Annotated in this window: 14 protein-coding genes; 6 read left to right on the top strand and 8 right to left on the bottom strand. The window is 74.1% G+C overall.

All coding sequences use genetic code 11. From position 1 onward, the window contains the following. Position 1: 1 nt before the first annotated feature. Both ACFQ46_RS13385 and ACFQ46_RS13380 read right to left on the bottom strand, forming a co-directional pair. On the bottom strand, positions 2–832 hold the full coding sequence (locus tag ACFQ46_RS13385; RefSeq protein WP_380259919.1) for a hypothetical protein: 831 nt from the start codon (positions 830–832) through the stop codon (positions 2–4). Positions 833–856: 24 nt separating this feature from the next. Further along, complete coding sequence (locus ACFQ46_RS13380; RefSeq protein ID WP_380259918.1) at positions 857–2,488, bottom strand: DEAD/DEAH box helicase; 1,632 nt, start codon at positions 2,486–2,488, stop codon at positions 857–859. 286 nt (positions 2,489–2,774) lie between these two features. Between ACFQ46_RS13380 and ACFQ46_RS13375 the strand changes: the two genes are divergently transcribed. Genes ACFQ46_RS13375 through ACFQ46_RS13360 form a run of 4 tightly spaced genes read left to right on the top strand, consistent with a single transcriptional unit; the run spans position 2,775 to position 6,796 of the window. After that, positions 2,775–3,845, top strand: coding sequence for a FecCD family ABC transporter permease (locus tag ACFQ46_RS13375; protein ID WP_380259917.1), 1,071 nt, complete (start codon positions 2,775–2,777; stop codon positions 3,843–3,845). Between the two features lie 20 nt (positions 3,846–3,865). Next, the gene (locus ACFQ46_RS13370) at positions 3,866–4,939 is read left to right on the top strand and encodes a FecCD family ABC transporter permease (protein ID WP_380259998.1); all 1,074 of its coding nucleotides are present in this window, start codon (positions 3,866–3,868) and stop codon (positions 4,937–4,939) included. Next, positions 4,939–5,847, top strand: a complete 909-nt coding sequence (locus ACFQ46_RS13365) for an ABC transporter ATP-binding protein (RefSeq protein WP_380259916.1) — start codon at positions 4,939–4,941, stop codon at positions 5,845–5,847. Before ACFQ46_RS13370 ends, ACFQ46_RS13365 begins: the two co-directional genes overlap by 1 nt. Before the next feature lie 10 nt (positions 5,848–5,857). Continuing rightward, on the top strand, positions 5,858–6,796 hold the full coding sequence (locus tag ACFQ46_RS13360; RefSeq protein ID WP_380259915.1) for an NAD(+)/NADH kinase: 939 nt from the start codon (positions 5,858–5,860) through the stop codon (positions 6,794–6,796). Positions 6,797–6,823: 27 nt separating this feature from the next. Here the strand turns inward: ACFQ46_RS13360 and ACFQ46_RS13355 are convergent, their stop codons facing one another. Then, positions 6,824–7,693 (bottom strand): hypothetical protein, encoded by an 870-nt coding sequence (locus ACFQ46_RS13355; RefSeq protein WP_380259914.1) that lies wholly within the window; start codon positions 7,691–7,693, stop codon positions 6,824–6,826. Positions 7,694–7,812: 119 nt separating this feature from the next. Between ACFQ46_RS13355 and ACFQ46_RS13350 the strand changes: the two genes are divergently transcribed. After that, the gene (locus tag ACFQ46_RS13350; RefSeq protein ID WP_380259913.1) at positions 7,813–8,175 is read left to right on the top strand and encodes a PRC-barrel domain-containing protein; all 363 of its coding nucleotides are present in this window, start codon (positions 7,813–7,815) and stop codon (positions 8,173–8,175) included. Positions 8,176–8,226: 51 nt separating this feature from the next. On the opposite strand, the gene ACFQ46_RS13345 is transcribed toward ACFQ46_RS13350, so the two are convergent. The 5 genes from ACFQ46_RS13345 to ACFQ46_RS13325 form a co-directional block, all read right to left on the bottom strand. Continuing rightward, positions 8,227–9,279 carry a hemolysin family protein gene (locus tag ACFQ46_RS13345; protein ID WP_328292274.1) on the bottom strand — a complete coding sequence of 351 codons (1,053 nt, stop codon included), beginning with the start codon at positions 9,277–9,279 and terminating at the stop codon, positions 8,227–8,229. Next, on the bottom strand, positions 9,276–10,634 hold the full coding sequence (locus ACFQ46_RS13340) for a hemolysin family protein (protein ID WP_328292275.1): 1,359 nt from the start codon (positions 10,632–10,634) through the stop codon (positions 9,276–9,278). Before ACFQ46_RS13340 ends, ACFQ46_RS13345 begins: the two co-directional genes overlap by 4 nt. Positions 10,635–10,822: 188 nt before the next feature. Continuing rightward, positions 10,823–11,038, bottom strand: a complete 216-nt coding sequence (locus ACFQ46_RS13335) for a hypothetical protein (RefSeq protein ID WP_380259912.1) — start codon at positions 11,036–11,038, stop codon at positions 10,823–10,825. Between the two features lie 125 nt (positions 11,039–11,163). Further along, positions 11,164–12,990 carry a putative bifunctional diguanylate cyclase/phosphodiesterase gene (locus ACFQ46_RS13330; protein WP_380259911.1) on the bottom strand — a complete coding sequence of 609 codons (1,827 nt, stop codon included), beginning with the start codon at positions 12,988–12,990 and terminating at the stop codon, positions 11,164–11,166. Continuing rightward, positions 12,987–13,880 (bottom strand): alpha/beta fold hydrolase, encoded by an 894-nt coding sequence (locus ACFQ46_RS13325; RefSeq protein WP_380259910.1) that lies wholly within the window; start codon positions 13,878–13,880, stop codon positions 12,987–12,989. Before ACFQ46_RS13325 ends, ACFQ46_RS13330 begins: the two co-directional genes overlap by 4 nt. 210 nt (positions 13,881–14,090) lie before the next feature. Here ACFQ46_RS13325 and ACFQ46_RS13320 point away from each other — a divergent pair, with 210 nt between their 5' ends. Next, the gene (locus ACFQ46_RS13320) at positions 14,091–16,400 is read left to right on the top strand and encodes a putative bifunctional diguanylate cyclase/phosphodiesterase (RefSeq protein WP_380259909.1); all 2,310 of its coding nucleotides are present in this window, start codon (positions 14,091–14,093) and stop codon (positions 16,398–16,400) included.

Raw genomic sequence — 16,400 nt, 5'->3', positions numbered from 1 at the left:
CTCATCCTGCCCGCCGTGACCGCACCCCTCGGAGCAGCACCCGCCGGAGCGGCACCGCCCCCAGGGCGAGCCCGACGACGACGAGCGCGACGACCTGACGGCCCCCCAGGACGGGTCCGTGGCCGACGTCGACGTAGCCCCCGAGCTCGAGACCGGCGAGGCGCTCGAAGTGGTTGCGGGCCCCGGGGAAGAAGAAGTCGTCGACGCCGTAGGCGACCGGGAAGCCGGCCGGGCCGGCGAGCAACGTGGCGACCGCCCACTGCGGTCGGTGGTGCGACTCGTGCTCGGCGAGGTTCGCCGCGTCGGAGGGGACCGTGGGGAAGCGCGGGGAGATCACCATGTCCCCGAAGTTCACCGTGCGCTTGCCGGCCACCGCCTTCGAGACGACCCCGACGTAGTAGTCGGCGGCCGCGTAGCGGCACACGGTGAGCCCGCGGGCGTCGGCGTAGAGCATGGCCAGGCCCGTCTCGGGCCAGGTCGCGACCTTCTGCGCGAACAGCGACGGCGTGAGGTCGGGAACGTCGGCGGTGGAGCCCCACTCCTCCCCCGGCGGCGCGGCGCAGACGGGAGCGGCACCGAGGTCGGTGACGCTGCGCCAGGCCGTGCCGAGCAGGATCGAGGTGACGGCCAGTCCGGCGACGACCCCCTGCAGGATGCGGACCGCCGCCGGCCGGACCGGCGCGTGCCGGCCCTTGAACCACCACCAAAGGGCCCCGAGCACACCGGCGACGAGGAGCCAGAAGAACAGGTGGGCCGCGGCGCGGCTGTGGGGGTGGCTGTAGCCCCACCAGCTGGGCGACCCCGGCCTGCCCACCCCACCCGTCCCGCCCACCTCAGCAATCTAGGGCGGGAAGCCTCAGTTCGCCGGACCGCCCGTGGCGGGTCCGCGACCGTGACCACCGCGACGGCGACGGCGGGGAGCCCCGGTCGCCTCCGCGGCGGGTGCCGCGCCCCGACGGGCCGCGGGCTGGCGCGTCGGGGTCTTGGCCCGACGCTGCGGCTGGGGCTGGGCCGGGGCGGTCGGCACCGGCGAGTCCGCCGGGTCGACGTGCGCCGCGGCCGGGCCGACGAGACGGCCGACGAGCTCGTGCTGGGCGGAGACGTTCGTCCACTGCGGCGAGATGCCGGCCTGGCGGGCCAGGGTCCGGACGTCACCCCGCTGGTCGGGCGTCGCGACGGTCACGACGAGACCACCGGCACCGGCGCGGGCGGTGCGCCCGGAGCGGTGCAGGTACGCCTTGTGCTCGGTCGGCGGGTCGACGTGCACGACGATGCTGACGTCGTCCACGTGGATGCCGCGGGCGGCGATGTCGGTGGCGCAGAGGACCTTCACCGAACCGTCGGAGAACGCACCGAGGTTGCGCTCGCGGGCGTTCTGGCTGAGGTTCCCGTGCAGGTCCACGGCGGGGATCCCGCTCGCGGTCAGCTGCTTCGCGAGCTTCTTGGCCGCGTGCTTCGTCCGCGTGAAGAGGACCGTGCGGCCCTCCCCCGCCGCCAGTTCGCGCACCAGGGAGTTCTTCCCGTCGGCGGCGACCTCGAGGACGTGGTGCTCCATGGTCGAGACCGGCGCGACGGCCGGGTCGACGGAGTGCACGACGGGCTCGGAGAGGTAGCGCTTGACCAGGACGTCGATGCCGTTGTCCAGCGTCGCCGAGAACAGCAGGCGCTGACCGACCACGGGGGTCGCGTCGAGCAGGCGCTTCACACCGGGCAGGAAGCCCAGGTCGGCCATGTGGTCGGCCTCGTCCAGGACGGTGACCTCGACGGCATCGAGCTGGCAGTGCCCCTGGCGGATGAGGTCCTCGAGCCGGCCGGGGCAGGCGATGAGGACGTCGACACCGTCGCGCAGCGCGTTGACCTGCGGGTTCTGCCCGACGCCACCGAAGACGACGGTGGTGCTGAGGCCGAGGGCGTGGGCCAGCGGCGTCACGGTCGCCGACACCTGGTTGGCGAGCTCGCGGGTCGGGACCAGGACGAGCGCGCGCGGGCGCTTGCTGCGGCGCGGGCGGGTCGAGGCGGCGAGACGGGTCACCAGCGGCAGCGCGAACGCGATGGTCTTGCCGCTGCCGGTGCGACCGCGACCGAGGACGTCGCGACCGGCCATGGAGTCGGGCAGCGTCGCGGTCTGGATCGGGAACGGGCTGACCACGCCGGTGCTCGCGAGGACGTCGACGAGGGGCTGGGGGACGAAGAGGTCGGCGAAGCTGCGCCCGTCCTCGACGATCTCCACGGCCGTGTCGGAGAAGCCTTCGGCCCCGCTCGAGGCCTGGACGGGGCGCTGGGCCGGGACGCGCTCGGCGGGCGCCTGACGCGGGGCCTGGTTCGCGCTCTGGTTCGGGTTCTGGCGACTGCGGGACTGCTGCGCGGCCTGGTCGGTCGCGGTGCCCGAACCGCTGGCGCGACGACGCCGGCGCGGCGGCGGCACCGAACCCTCGGTGCGGGGGGTGGAGCTGGACGTGCGGGGGCCGCGGGACGCGGACGAGTTCACAAGGAGCCTCTCGGGGACGGACACGACGGGAAGTGGCCGTGGTGCCCGACCACACCCGCCGGCCCGGAGGCCGTGCGAGGGACCTGCGCTCCGGCCCCTGGGGCTCGGTGCTGAACACTCGACCGCGGACGCACTGGCGTCCGCCGACGACCATCTTACCGACCGTCGCCCCCTCCCATCGGCAGCGCCCCCCGCGATCACAGGGAGGGAGCGTCACGATCCGGGTTCGCACGGGGTCGGGGACACACGTTTCGGGCCCGAGGGTGGAGAGGCTAACCTCACTTCCGTGTCCACCTCGTCCACCTCCACGAGTGCACCGCCGCCGGCGGCCGCGCGCACCGGGCCGGCTCCGGCGAAGCGGCGGGTGAACCGCCCGCTCGCCCTGCTCCTCGCCTGCGCCCTGCTCGGCCTGGCCGTGCTCGCGAGCCTCGCGATCGGGTCGCGCGAGATCCCGCTGGGCACCGTCCTGCGCGCCCTCACCGACGGCAGCGGTGGCTCCCAGGACGTCCTCGTCGTCCGGGAGCTGCGGATCCCCCGCACGCTCCTCGGCATCGTCGTCGGCGCCGCCCTGGGCCTGTCCGGGGCGCTCATGCAGGCGTTGACGCGCAACCCGCTCGCCGACCCGGGCCTGCTGGGCGTGAACTCCGGCGCCGCCGCCGCCATGGTCACGGCGCTCGCCGTGTTCGGCCTGACCTCACGCCTGCAGCTGGTCTGGGCCTCGATGCTCGGCGCCGCGGTCGTCTCGGTCGCGGTCTACCTGCTCGGCGCCACCGGCCGGGGCGGGGCGACCCCCGTCCGGCTCGCCCTGGCCGGCACCGCCATCTCGGCCGCGCTGTACGCCTACACCAGCGCGCAGGTGCTGCTCGACACCACGACCTTCGACCGGTTCCGGTTCTGGCAGGTCGGCTCGCTGGCCGGGCACGACATGACGACCTTCTGGCAGATGCTGCCGTTCTTCGCGGTCGGGATCCTGCTGGCCCTCACCCAGTCCCGGGCCCTCAACGCCCTCGCGCTGGGCGAGGACTCGGGGCGGGCGCTGGGTGCGAACGTCACCCGGACCCGGGTGCTCACGGCGCTCGCCGTCACCCTGCTCTGCGGGGCCGCCACGGCGACCGCGGGCCCCATCGCCTTCGTCGGTCTCGCCGTACCGCACGTCGTGCGCGCCCTGACCGGACCGGACCAGCGCTGGGTCCTCCCCCTCTCCTGCGTCGTCGCGCCGGCGCTGCTGCTGTTCGGCGACGTCCTGGGCCGGATCGTGGTCCGGCCCGGGGAGCTGGAGGTCAGCATCGTCACCGCCGTGCTCGGGGCGCCCGTCCTCGTCGCGCTCGTCCGGCGTCGTCGGCTGGCCCAGCTGTGAGCGCGGGGACGTCGGAGAGACTGGCGAGCGTGCCCCCGCTGCGGACCGCCGACCAGGCCCGGAAGGGTCGCACCGTCCGGGCCGGCCGCGGGATCTCGCTGCGGATCGAGGGACGCAGCCTGCTGGTCTGCCTCGGCCTGCTCGTGGCGCTCGCCGGCGTGGTGACGCTCAGCCTCACCACCGGCGACTACCCGATCTCGGTGCCGGACGTCGTCCGCACGCTCCTCGGCCAGGGCAGCCGGGCGGACGGGTTCATCGTGCTGGGTCTGCGGCTGCCGCGGGTCGTGACGGGGCTGCTCGTCGGTCTCGCCCTCGGGATGGCCGGTGCGGTGTTCCAGCTCGTCACGCGCAACCCGCTCGGGTCCCCCGACGTCATCGGCTTCACCTCCGGCGCCGTGACCGGGGCCCTCGTCGTCCTGCTGGTGATCGGCGGCAGCGGCAGCCAGACCGCGTTCGGCGCCCTGATCGGGGGCGGGGTGACGGCCGTCGCCGTCTACCTCCTCTCCCGCCGCGGCGGGGTCCAGGGCTACCGGCTGATCCTCGTCGGGATCGGCGTCACCGCGGTGCTGCAGGCCGTCAACGACTACCTGCTGACCCGCTCGCGCGTCGAGGACGCCCAGCAGGCGCAGGTCTGGATCACGGGGTCGCTCAACGGCCGCGGCTGGGAGCAGGCGACCCCGTTGGGCCTCGGACTGGCGGTCCTGGTCCCGCTCGCGCTGCTGAGCAGCCGTTCGCTGACCATGCTGGACCTCGGCGACGACGCGTCGCGCGCCCTCGGGGTGGACGTCGGCCGCACCCGGTCGACCGTCCTGGTCGTCGCCACCGCCATGACGGCGCTGGCCGCGATGGCCGCGGGCCCGATCGCCTTCGTGGCCCTCGCCGCGCCGCAGGTGGCCCGGCGACTGACCCGCGCCGTCGGGTCCGGACTGGTGGCCGCGGGGCTCACCGGGGCGCTCATGGTGCTGGTCAGCGACTTCGTGGCGCAGCGCCTCTTCGCGCCGACCCAACTGCCCGTGGGGGTGGTGACCGGCGCCGTCGGTGGCCTCTACCTGGCGTGGCTGCTGGCCACCCAGTGGCGACGGGGCCGCGGCTGATGACCCCGACTGCGAGAGAACGGAACGACGTGACCCGGAACCGTCTGCGCGGCGAGAACCTGACCCTCGCCTACGACGATCGCACCATCACCGAGGACCTGGGGATCGAGATCCCCGACGGGTCCTTCACGGTCATCATCGGCCCGAACGCCTGCGGCAAGTCCACGCTGCTGCGGGCCCTGGCCCGGATGCTGAAGCCCCGGAAGGGCACCGTGTTCCTCGACGGTGAGCAGATCCACTCGCTGCCCAGCAAGGAGGTCGCCCGCCGGCTCGGGCTGCTGCCGCAGACCGCGACGGCCCCCGACGGCATCACCGTCGCCGACCTGGTCGCCCGCGGCCGCTTCCCGCACCAGAAGTTGTTGCGGCAGTGGTCGAAGGACGACGAACGCGCCGTCGACGCGGCGATGGCCTCCACCCAGGTCAGCGACCTCGCCGAGCGCAGCGTGGACGAACTGTCCGGCGGGCAGCGCCAGCGGGTCTGGATCGCGATGGCCCTGGCCCAGGAGACCCCGATCCTGCTGCTCGACGAGCCGACGACGTACCTCGACATCGCCCACCAGATCGAGGTCTTGAACCTCTGCGCGCGCCTGCACGAGGAGCAGGACCGCACGATGGTCGCCGTCCTGCACGACCTCAACCACGCCACCCGCTACGCGACCCACCTCGTGGCGTTGAAGGAGGGCCGGGTCGTGGCCCAGGGCGACCCGAACGAGATCGTCACCAGCGAGCTCATCGAGGACGTGTTCGGCCTGCCCTGCGTCGTCATCCCCGACCCCGAGACGGGCACCCCGCTGGTCGTCCCCCGGGCCCGGACGAGCCGGCTCGGCCAGGACGCCGCCACCCGCGGCCACGTCGCCGGGTCGCCCGAGGCACGCCCTGCCGGACGTGTCGGGGGCGCAGGCGTTTAGCGTGTCGGGGATGCAGCCCGCAACGGTCGGACGACTCGGCCTCGTCGTCCACCCCGTGCGCGACACCTCCGCCGAGGCCGACCTCGTGGTGGCCTGGGCCGCGGAGCACGGCAAGGAGGTCGTCGGGCTGCGGACCGACGTCACCCGGCTGCCCGCGGGAGTCCTCGGGGTGGGCGAGGACGAGTTCGCCTCCACCGTCGACGCCGTCGTCAGCCTCGGCGGGGACGGCACGATGCTGGGCGCGCTGCGCCTCGTCGTCGCCCGCGGGGTGCCGGTGCTCGGGGTGCACCTCGGTCACCTGGGGTTCCTGGTCGAGCTCGAGCCCCGCGAACTGCCCGGCGCGCTGGAACGCATCGCCGCCGGGGACTTCACCGTCGAACCGCACCTGTGCCTGCGCACCGAGCTGCGGACGGGCGACACCCTCGAGCAGGCCGTGGCCTTCAACGACATCGCCCTGGCCCGCACCCCGGGGCGGGGGACGGTGACGGCCGCGCTGTCGGTCGCCGGCCAGCGCATCGGCTACCTGCGCTGCGACGCGATCGTCCTCGCGACCCCGACGGGCTCGACGGCCTACAGCTACGCCGCCGGCGGGCCGGTCGTCTCCCCCGGCGCCGACACCCTGCTGGTGACGCCGGTCGCGCCGATGTCCGGCATCGCCCGGCCCATCGTGCTCGGGGTGGAGGAGACCGTCCGGATCGAACTGCTGGAGTCCTCCGGGCCGCCCGTCGTCGAGATCGACGGGATCGCCTCCGGGGAGCTGCTGCCGGGGTCGGTCATCGAGGTCCGCGCCGAGCGCGACGCGGGGCACGTCATCCGCTTCGACGCCGCGGGCCACGGGCGCCGGTCCCGGGTGAAGCTCAGCCTGCTCGACCTGCCGCTGCTCCCGGACGAGATGCTCGAGCTCGTCCCCAAGGAGATGCGGCCCAACGAGTCCACGCGTTCCCGCTGACCCGCGCCGCGGCCTCCCCGGCCCGCCTCAGCCGGCGGTGGGGTCGGTCGTGGGGATCCCGCTGGGCCGGCTGAGGGCGGCGTCGGAACTGTCCGAGGTCGGTGTCGCCACAGCGGCGTCCTGCTGAGCGGTCGCCTCGCCCGAGGACGAACTGCTCGAGGAACTGCTGGACGACGACCCGCTGCTGGTCGGTGACGAGGAACTCGTCGCCGTGCTCCTCGAGGTCGGGTCGTCGGTGGCGGTCCCGGAGCTCATCGGGTCGTCGGTGGCCGTCGCGGTGCTCGTCGCGGTGTCGGTGCTGGTCGCGGTGTCCGTGCTCGTCGCGGTCTCGGTCGGCGACGGGGTCTCGGTGGGGGTCGAGGGCGTGTTGGTGATCTCGTTGCCGAACAGCCCGGGGTTCACCGTGGCCGTCGACCCCTGGCGCTCCGCGGCGACGCTCTGCCCGCTCAGCTGCTCGAAGACGAAGATCCCGCCCACGCTCAGCACGAACGCCACGACCCCGAGGAGCACCGCGTGGGCCGGCCGGAACCGCTTGCGGGGCGGGGGAACCGGCGCCGGAGGCGGTGCCGGGTCGTCCTCGCCGGGTACGGGCGGGGCCGGGTTGTCGGGGTGCTCGTCCTGGGCCGGGGGCACCGGGGAGGGGCCGGGGTGGCGCCCTCGCGCGCGACGGGCGGCCTCCGCGAGCCGGGCCCGGCTCACGTTGAGGTAGTGCCCGTAGATCGCGGCGGCCGTCGAGGCGATGACGCTGCCCATCGCCGCGCCGACGAGGGTGCCGTAGGAGCCGAGGCTCTTCAGCCCGGCCAGCAGGAACGCCGAGGTGACGGCCGCGAGGGCGCCGCCGGCGATCTGCGCCCAGTTGATGGTCAGGGTGGTCCGCTCAGGGGTCTGTTCGCTCATGCCGTGACCCATCGTCCCACCCGGTTCCGGTGGGTCCTGGCAAGCCCCGGGGTGAGTCCTGTGAAGGCTCGGCCCGCCCCCCGGTAGCGGTCGTGATCGCCGTCGGCCAGAGTGTGGCCATGAGCATCCTCGTCCAGGACCTGAACCAGTGGAAGGGCGCTCCCGTCCTCGACGTCAGCGACGCGAAGATCGGCACCCTCGCCTCGGTCTACGTCGACGCGGCCACCGACGAGTGGCTGTTCGCCTCCGTGGAGACCGGTCTGATGGGCTTCAAGAAGGCCGTCCTGATCCCGTTGGACGGTGCGGCCGTCGGTCGCCACGACATCCGGGTCGCGTTCTCCAAGGAGAACGTCAAGGCCGCCCCGTCGTTCGGCACCGACGAGGAGCTCGGTCCCGACGACGAGCCGAAGATCTACGTCCACTACGGGATGGACTACGTGCCGCTGGACACCCCCAGCGGCCGCCGCCTCGCCCGCCGCTGACGCCCCTGGTCCGTGGTCCCGCGGTGAACGACTGCGGGACCACGGACCGGCTCACACCCGGGCGCGCTGCATGGCGTCGCTGACCTCGCCGACGAGCTCCTCGAGGACGTCCTCGAGGAAGACGATGCCGGTGACGGTCCCGGCGGCGTCCACGACCCGCGCGAGGTGGGCGCCGCTGCGGCGCATGGACGCCAGGGCGTCCTCGACCTCCTCGGCGTCCCCCAGGGTGCCGAGCTGACGGATCCGCTTCTCGGGCACGGCCTGGTGGTACCGCTCCGGGTGCTCGTGGGGGTCGGCGTAGAGGATGTCCTTGAGGTGCAGGTAGCCGTGCAGCTCCCCGTCGTGGTCCAGCACCGGGAAGCGCGAGTACCCCGTCCGGGCCACGAGCGCCTCGACGTCGGCCGGTGACGCGCCGAGCGAGAGCGTGCGCAGCTGCGCGAACGGGACGGCGATGTCGCCGACCGTGCTCTCGGAGAACTCCAGGGCCCCGGCCACCAGACCGCCGCTGTCGTCGAGGGTCCCCTCGCGGCGGCTCTCGGCCACGATGGACTGCACCTCCTCGACGGTGAACGCGCTGGCGACCTCGTCCTTGGGTTCCACGCCCAGCGCCCGCAGGGCCGCGTTGGTCAGGCCGTTGAGGGCGCGGATGACGGGGCCGATGACGCGCCCGAGGGTCACGAGCGGCGGCGCGAGCAGCAGCACCGCGCGGTCGGGACCGGCGATGCTGAGGTTCTTCGGGATCATCTCGCCGACGACGACGTGCAGGTACGTCACGATCGAGAGGGCGATGACCAGCGAGACCGGGTGCAGCAGGAACTCCGGCAGGTGCACCGCGTGGAACAGCGGCTCCAGCAGGTGCGCGAGCGCCGGTTCGGCGACCGCACCGAGGCCCAGCGAGCACAACGTCACGCCGAGCTGGCAGGTGGCCAGCATGAGCGAGACGTGCTCCATGGCCACCAGGGCGGAGCGGGCCCGGGCGCTGGTCTGGGCCAGGGGTTCGATCTGGCTGCGCCGGGCGGAGAGGACGGCGAACTCGGCACCGACGAAGAACCCGTTGCCCAGCAGCAGGACGACGGCGAGGAGCAGCGAGGCCTGGGCGCTCACCGGGCACCTCCCGCGGCGATGCCGGCGTCGGCGGCCTGGACGGCGTCCGCCAGGGTGATCTGGCGGGTGCGCAGGCGCAGCCGCTCGACGCGGCGGCCCTCCATCCGCGCGACGCGCAGGACGGCGCCGTCGAGCTCGATCTCGTCGCCGACGGTGGGGATCCGGCCGAGGCGGGACATGACGAACCCTCCGAGGGTCTCGTAGGCGGGGTCGTCGGGGACCTCGACCCCGGTGGCGTCGCGGACCTCGTCGGGTCGGGCCAGACCGGGGACGGTCCAGGACGCGTCGCGGTGCTGGCGCAGGCCCCCGCGGTCGCGGTCGTGCTCGTCGGAGACGTCGCCGACGATCTCCTCGATGAGGTCCTCCAGGGTGACGACCCCGGCCGTGCCGCCGTACTCGTCGACGACGATCGCGAGCTGCAACCCCTTCTGCCGCAACTGCACCAGCAGCGGTTCGAGGGTGAGGGAGTCCGGGACGCGGCGCGCGTCGGCCATCAGCGCGGCGGCCGGGACGTCGTGGCGGCGGTCCGGCGGGACGGCGACGGCGGCCTTGACGTGCACGACGCCGCGGATGTCGTCGTCGTCGTCCCCGGTGACCGGGAAGCGGGAGTGGCCCGTCGTCCGGGCGCGGGAGACGACGTCGGCGGCGGTCTCGTCGAGGCGGATCGCCTCCATCCGCACCCGCGGGGTCATGACGTCGGCCGCGGTCTGGTCCCCGAAGAGCAGGGACCGGCTGATGAGGTTCGCGGTCCCCTCGTCGAGGGTCCCCATGTCGGCGGAGCGGCGGACGAGGGCCGCGAGCTCACGCGCGGACCGCGCGCCGGAGAGCTCCTCCTGGGGTTCGACCCCGATGCGGCGCAGGAACCAGTTCGCGCTGCCGTTGAGGACCTTCAGCAACGGCCCGGTGGCCCAGGTGAAACCGCGCTGGAGCGGGGCGACGACGCCGGCCGTCGCGAGGGGGACGCTGAGGGCGAGGTTCTTGGGGATGAGTTCCCCCACGACCATCGAGAACGCCGCCGCGACGACGACGCTGACGACGCCCGCGACGGAGTCGGCGAGCGTCTCACCGAGGCCGAGGGAGGTCAGCGGCCCGTTCAGCAGAGAGGCGAGCGAGGGTTCGGTGAGGTACCCGACGAGCAGGGTGGTGAGGGTGATCCCGACCTGGGCGCCGGAGAGCTGGGTGGAGAGCGTGCGCAGCGCGGGGAGGACACCGGCCGCGCGCTTGTCGCCGTCCTCGACGGCCTTCTCGACGGTGAACCGGTCGAGGGTGACGAACGCGAACTCGGCCGCGACGAAGACCGCGGTGCCGAGGGTGAGGACGACCCCGACGAGCAGGAGGAGCCATTCGGTCAGCACGGGTGGTCCCCGCACGGCTCTCCGGGCGACGCCGGGTGTGGATGGTGACTGGTACTGGGAGGGTCGGAATCGACCCGGGCATCTGAACTCATGGCACTACGAAGCGTAGACGAGGGACCCCCGGCCCGCGGCTGGAGCGGCGGGGCGGATTCGCGGTCACGGCCGGGAGCCGAGAGGCCCGGAGGCGGCTAACCGGCGTCCTCCGGCTCCCGGGAACGCCGGACGTACCAGGCGGCGAGGAAGTAGAGCCCCGCGACGGTGAAGGCGATCTTGACGAGCAGCACGAAGGGGCCGCCGTCGTGGGTCACCGTCCACGCCAGCGCGGCGAGGGCCAGGTACACGATCCCGGACCGCTTGGACTGCTCGAGGGTCTTCGTCGCCCGCCACCACGGTTGTCGCGCCATGACGACAGTGTGGCGCGTGCCCGGGGCCGCGACGACCCCGCGACGGTGCGGCTCCCCGCGACGGGACCCCGAACCGGGCTCGACGCGGTGGTCGACGTGGTGGTCGACGTGGTGGTCGACGCCGCTCAGGGGTGGGCGCCCGCGGGTCGGGGCCGGCTGAACAGGTACCCCTGCGCCAGGTCGCAGCCGAGCTCGAGGAGGACGTCGCGCTGCTCGGCGGTCTCGACCCCTTCCGCCACGCAGTCCAGCCCCAGGGCACGCGCGAGGTGCACGCAGGCCCCCGCGATCGCCCGGTCGGCGGGACGCTCGACCAGGGACTCGACGAAGGAGCGGTCGATCTTCAGCTCGTGCACCGGGAAGCGCTGCAGGTAGGTCAGGCTGGCGTAGCCGGTGCCGAAGTCGTCGATCGCGATCCGGACGCCCAGGGCCGCCAGGGCGCTCAGCGTGATCTCGGCCGCGACCGGGTCGGTCATCAGCGCCGTCTCGGTGATCTCCAGGACCAGTTGCGAGGCCGGCACGCCGTGGCGGGCCAGCGCCGAGGTCACCAGGAGCATGAGGTCGGGGTCGCTCAGCTGCCGGGCCGAGATGTTGACGCTCATCTGGACGCCCGCGCCGCTCGAGGTCCCGGCGCTGGACTCCGCAGTGGACTCGGCGGTGGACTCCGCGGTGGACCCGGCGTTCCACACCGCGGCCTGCGCGACCGCGGTGTCGAGCACCCAGGCGCCGATCTCGCGGATCAACCCGGCGTTCTCGGCGACGTCGATGAACGCGGCCGGGCCGAGCAGCCCCCGGGCGGGGTGCTCCCACCGGATCAACGCCTCGACCCCGGTGGTCACCCCGTCGACGAGGCGGACGCGGGGTTGGTAGTGCAGACGCAGCTGCCCCTCGGCCAGGGCCGCACGCAGTTCCTGCAGCAGCCGCAGACGGTCCGCAGTCGCGTCACCGGCCTGCGGGTCGTGCACGGCCCAGCCGCTGCGGCCGTTGTCCTTGACCCGGTACATCGCGGTGTCGGCCCGGCGGAGGACGTCGTCGGCCGCTCGCGCGGCGTGCCCGTCGGTGGGCAGGGGGTCGGCGAAGGCGATGCCCGCGCTCGCGGAGAGGACGACCTCCACCCCGTGAACGACGACCGGTGCCGCGAGCTCGGCCAGCAGGCGGCGGCACAGGGCGACCGCCTCGTCCTCCTCGCGCAGGTGTTCCAGGACGACGAACTCGTCCCCGGCGAAGCGCGCCACGACCGCGCTCTCGCGCACCGCGGCCCGCAGCCGAGCGCCGAGCACCTTCAGCAGTTCGTCGCCGCCGGCGTGCCCGACGCTGTCGTTGACGGCCTTGAACCCGTCGAGGTCCAGGAACAGCACCGTCGCTCGACCCGGCTCGTCCCCCGCGGCGCCGAGAGCGTCGGTCAGGACCGCCTGCAGGCCGGTGCGGTTCAGCAGGCCGGTCACGGGGTCGTGGTGGACCAGGTGCTGCAGGTGGCGTTCGGCGGCGGCCCGCCGGGCCTCGGACGTCTCCGCCGTCCGCTTGGACGCCAGCAGCTCCTGCTCGTAGCGGCGGCGTTCCCGGGCGGCGAAGAGGGCGATCAGGACCGGCCCCGCGCCGGCGGCAGGGGTGCCTGCGTGGTCCAGGGAGGTCGCGCTCAGGAACGCCGCGTGCCGGACGCCACCCGCGCCCAGGACCTGCACGGCGCTCTCGTCGACGCGTCCGGTGGTGGTCAGCTTCGGCAGGCTGTGCGTGGTCCACACGATGCGGTCGCCGACCGGCAGCAGCCGGGCGAACACCGTCCCGACGACGTCCTCGCGCGACAGCCCCGACCACGCCGTGAAGGTGTCGTTCGCCGCCAGGACGAGACCGGTCTCGGGGTCCAGCACGAGGTGGGCGCACGGGGAGCGGCGCCACCACAGCGCTTCCGGCCCGGTGACCGGTTCGATCCAGGTCGCGAGCGCGCGGTCGGTCACGACGGCTGCCCGGAACGGGTCGCGCCGGACGCGTCGTGGCGACCGTGGCGGTCCAGGTGCGCGCGGAGCGCGGCGGCGGTCTCGGCCGGCGCGCTGATGTGCGGGCAGTGCCCGGTGGCCCGCAGCGCCACGAGGTGACCGCGCGGCAACGCCGCGGCCACCGCGGCCCCGACCTCCTCGGGGGTCAGGGCGTCGTGGCGGCACTGCAGCACCAGCGTCGGCTGGTCCACCCGTCCCAGCACGTCCCGGGAGTCGCTGAGGAAGATGGCGCTCGCGAAGGTCGCGGCGGCGTCCGGGTGCGTGCCGAGGAAGCTCTCGGTCAGCTCGGCCTCGAGGTCCGGGGAGCCGGGGGTGCCCATGACCACCGGCGCCATCGCCGCGGACCAGGCGTAGTAGTTGCTGTCCAGGGACTCCAGCAGTTCGTGGATGTCCTCCAGGCTGAAGCCGCCGATCCAGCCGCTCGCGGGGTCGTCGACGTAGCGGGGGGAGGGCGCGAGCAGGGCCAGGGAGGCGAACCGGTCCGGTTGGGCGGCCGCGGCCAGCAGCGCGATCATCGCGCTGACCGAGTGGGCGACCACGTGCACGTCGCGCAGGTCCAGCGCCGCGCAGACCTCCAGCAGGTCCTGGGCGTACCCGCCCAGCTCGGCGTGGCGCTCGTGGTCGAAGTCGGTCAGCCGGGTGCTCCCGGAGCCGGCGTAGTCGAACAGGACGACCCGGTGGTCCTCGAAGAAGGGCAGCAGCCGCGTCCAGGCCAGCTGACCGGCACCGAACCCGTGGGCCAGCAGCAGCACCGGCCCGTGCGGGTCCCCGACCTCGGTGACGCAGTGCCGGGCCAGGACGGCGGCCGCGTCGGGCACCGTGGCCACCGGTGCCGGCGGCGTGCTCGGCACGACGTGACCGGCACGGCGGGGCAGGACCGTTCGCGCGGGGTGGTCGGGAGGGGTGGTCGGGTGGTGCACGGGAACCTCACGAGTGGTTGGACGTCGAGGAGTTGTCGGCCGGAACCAGCCGGCGGTTGAGCCCCGGGACGGCCGGACCCTCCGATCGGCCGACACGCTCGAAACGCTTCAGCACCCTGCTCCGGCGGCCGACGATCCACCGTGATCGGTGACGCGAGCCAGCCTGCGGATCGGACGACCCGGCTCCTGCTGCTGGTCGTGGCGGCGGTCTGCCTGGCGGCGCTGATCGTGCCGCAACTGCGCACACCCGTGATGCTCGTGGCCGTCTGGACCGCTCCCCTGCTGGTCCTGCGAGGTCGCCACCGGCACCACCGGGGCGCCTGGCCCTGGACGGTCGTCGCCGCGATGCTGACCGCCTGGGCCGGGGGTTTCACGGCCGGGGAGGTGCTCGGCCGGCACCACCCCCTGGTCCTGGTCTGCATGGGGACGGGTCAGGTCCTCGGCGTCGTCGTCGTCGCCCACATGGCGCAGCTGGCCGCCCGCCACCGCGGCCGCGCGGGCGCGAGCAGTCCGGGCGCTGCGCTCGACGTCGTCGTCGTGGTGGCCGTGCTGGTCACCGTCGCCGCCCAGCTCGCCACGCTCGGCACGATGACCCCGTACTTCGTCCTGGTGGCCGGCGTGGACATCGTCCTGCTGGGTGCCCTGGTGAAGTTCGTCGTCTCGAGCACCGGCCTGGCCCCGGCCTCGCACCTGCTGCTCGCCGGGGGGTTGCTCTCCCTGACCTACGACCTCTCCACCGCGGTGGAGAACAGCCGGCTGGCGGAGGCCGGCAGCGCGCAGGGGCTGCTGGGAACCCTCGCGGTGCTGGCGCCGGCGTGCGCCGCGACGCACCCGAGCATGCGGGCGGTCTTCGATCCCGCCACCTTCACCCGCCGCCGGTCCGCCTCCACCGCTCTGCTGGGCCTGCTCCCGCTGGTCCTGGCCCCCGCCGCCCTCGCCTGGATCACCACCGCGCACCACGGCGGTGGGGGCGGCGCGACGCGTGGGCTGCCGCCCTGGGTCATCCCGGTGACCGGCGCCCTCGTGGCGGGCCTGTGCCTGGTGCGCGCGGCCCGCGTGCTGAGGGCCACCGAGCACCTCGCCGAACGCGACCCCCTGACCGACCTCGCGAACCGCCGTGGGCTGGCCCGGGCGCACCAGCAGCGGAGCACACCGGTCGGCCTGCTGCTGCTCGACGTCGACGAGTTCAAGCAGGTCAACGACACCCACGGCCACGACGTCGGCGACCTGCTCCTCCTCGCCGTGCGCGACCGGTTGCTGGCCGCCACCGCGGGCGACGGCGTCCCCGCCCGTCTCGGTGGCGACGAGTTCGTCGTCCTCACCGCACCTGCTCACCTGGACGCCGTCGCGGACCGGCTCCTGCACGCCCTGCGCGCCCCGCTCGTCGTGGGAGCCCTGCAGATCCGGGTCGGGGTGAGCATCGGTCTCGCCACGACGGGGACCACCGGGGCGCTCCCCGCCACCGCCGACCTCGCCGAGCTGCTCACCCACGCCGACATCGCCATGTACGCCGCCAAGACCGCCGGTGGTGGACGGGCCGCCACCTTCCACCCCGACATGCGGGCCGAGGTCAGCGCCCGCTACGCCCTGAGCAACGACGTCCGCCAGCTGCTGGCGCAGGACCCCGACGTCGGTCACCTCGAGGTCCACTTCCAACCGGTCGTCGACCTGCTCAGCGGCGACGCCGTCAGCGCGGAGGCGCTGATCCGGTGGCGCCACCCGGTGCTCGGTCTGCTCGCCCCCGACGCCTTCCTGGGGTTGGTCGGGAGCAACGACCTCGACACCCAGCTCGACACCGCGGTCCTGCGCGCCACCGTCCACCACCTGCGCCGGTGGCAGGACGAGGGCCGCCCCGTCCTGCCGGTCAGCGTGAACATGACCGGTGCGAGCCTGGACGACCCCGCTCTGGCGACCAGCGTCCTGGCGGTGCTGGCCGACGCCGGGGTGCCCACCAGCTCGGTGCGCCTCGAGATCACCGAGCAGGACGAGGTCGCCGGTGCCGGTCCCGCCGCCACCTCGCTGCGCGCACTGCGCGACGCCGGGATCCTCGTCCTCCTCGACGACTACGGCACGGGCTACACCTCGCTGGACTACCTGCGCCGCTTTCCGATCCAGGTCCTCAAGCTCGACCGGTCGCTCGTCAGCGCCTCCCCCCGGCCGGACGCCGACGCGACCGGGACACCACCGCAGGGCGACGTGCTGGAGCGCTCCGAGATCGTGGCGGCCGTCACCGCCATGGCCGGCCACCTCGGGCTGCAGGTCATCGCCGAAGGCGTGGAGACCACCGCGGAGCGCGACGAGCTCCTCGCGCTCGGCATCCGCTACGCCCAGGGCTACCTCTTCTCCCGCCCCGTCCCCGCCGCGGACTTCGCCGCGCGGTACCTGACCCACCGCGACGGGTCCACCACCCGCCCGCCGGCGGCTGCCGAGGTGTCGTCGACCGCCGGGTGA

Origin of the sequence: Kineococcus sp. GCM10028916 (assembly GCF_042674865.1) — a bacterium.
In the GTDB taxonomy this organism is placed as follows: Bacteria; Actinomycetota; Actinomycetes; order Actinomycetales; family Kineococcaceae; genus Kineococcus.
Note: the sequence above shows the minus strand (reverse complement) of the source record. Positions and strands in the feature narration are given on the sequence as shown.

Bases quoted from the DNA above. Each gene is read 5' to 3' on its own strand.
- ACFQ46_RS13365 (WP_380259916.1), top strand. From the start codon at position 4,939: ATGACCCCGACTGCGAGAGAACGGAACGACGTGACCCGGAACCGTCTG.
- ACFQ46_RS13360 (WP_380259915.1), top strand. From the start codon at position 5,858: ATGCAGCCCGCAACGGTCGGACGACTCGGCCTCGTCGTCCACCCCGTG.
- ACFQ46_RS13350 (WP_380259913.1), top strand. From the start codon at position 7,813: ATGAGCATCCTCGTCCAGGACCTGAACCAGTGGAAGGGCGCTCCCGTC.
- ACFQ46_RS13335 (WP_380259912.1), bottom strand. From the start codon at position 11,038: ATGGCGCGACAACCGTGGTGGCGGGCGACGAAGACCCTCGAGCAGTCC.
- ACFQ46_RS13355 (WP_380259914.1), bottom strand. From the start codon at position 7,693: ATGAGCGAACAGACCCCTGAGCGGACCACCCTGACCATCAACTGGGCG.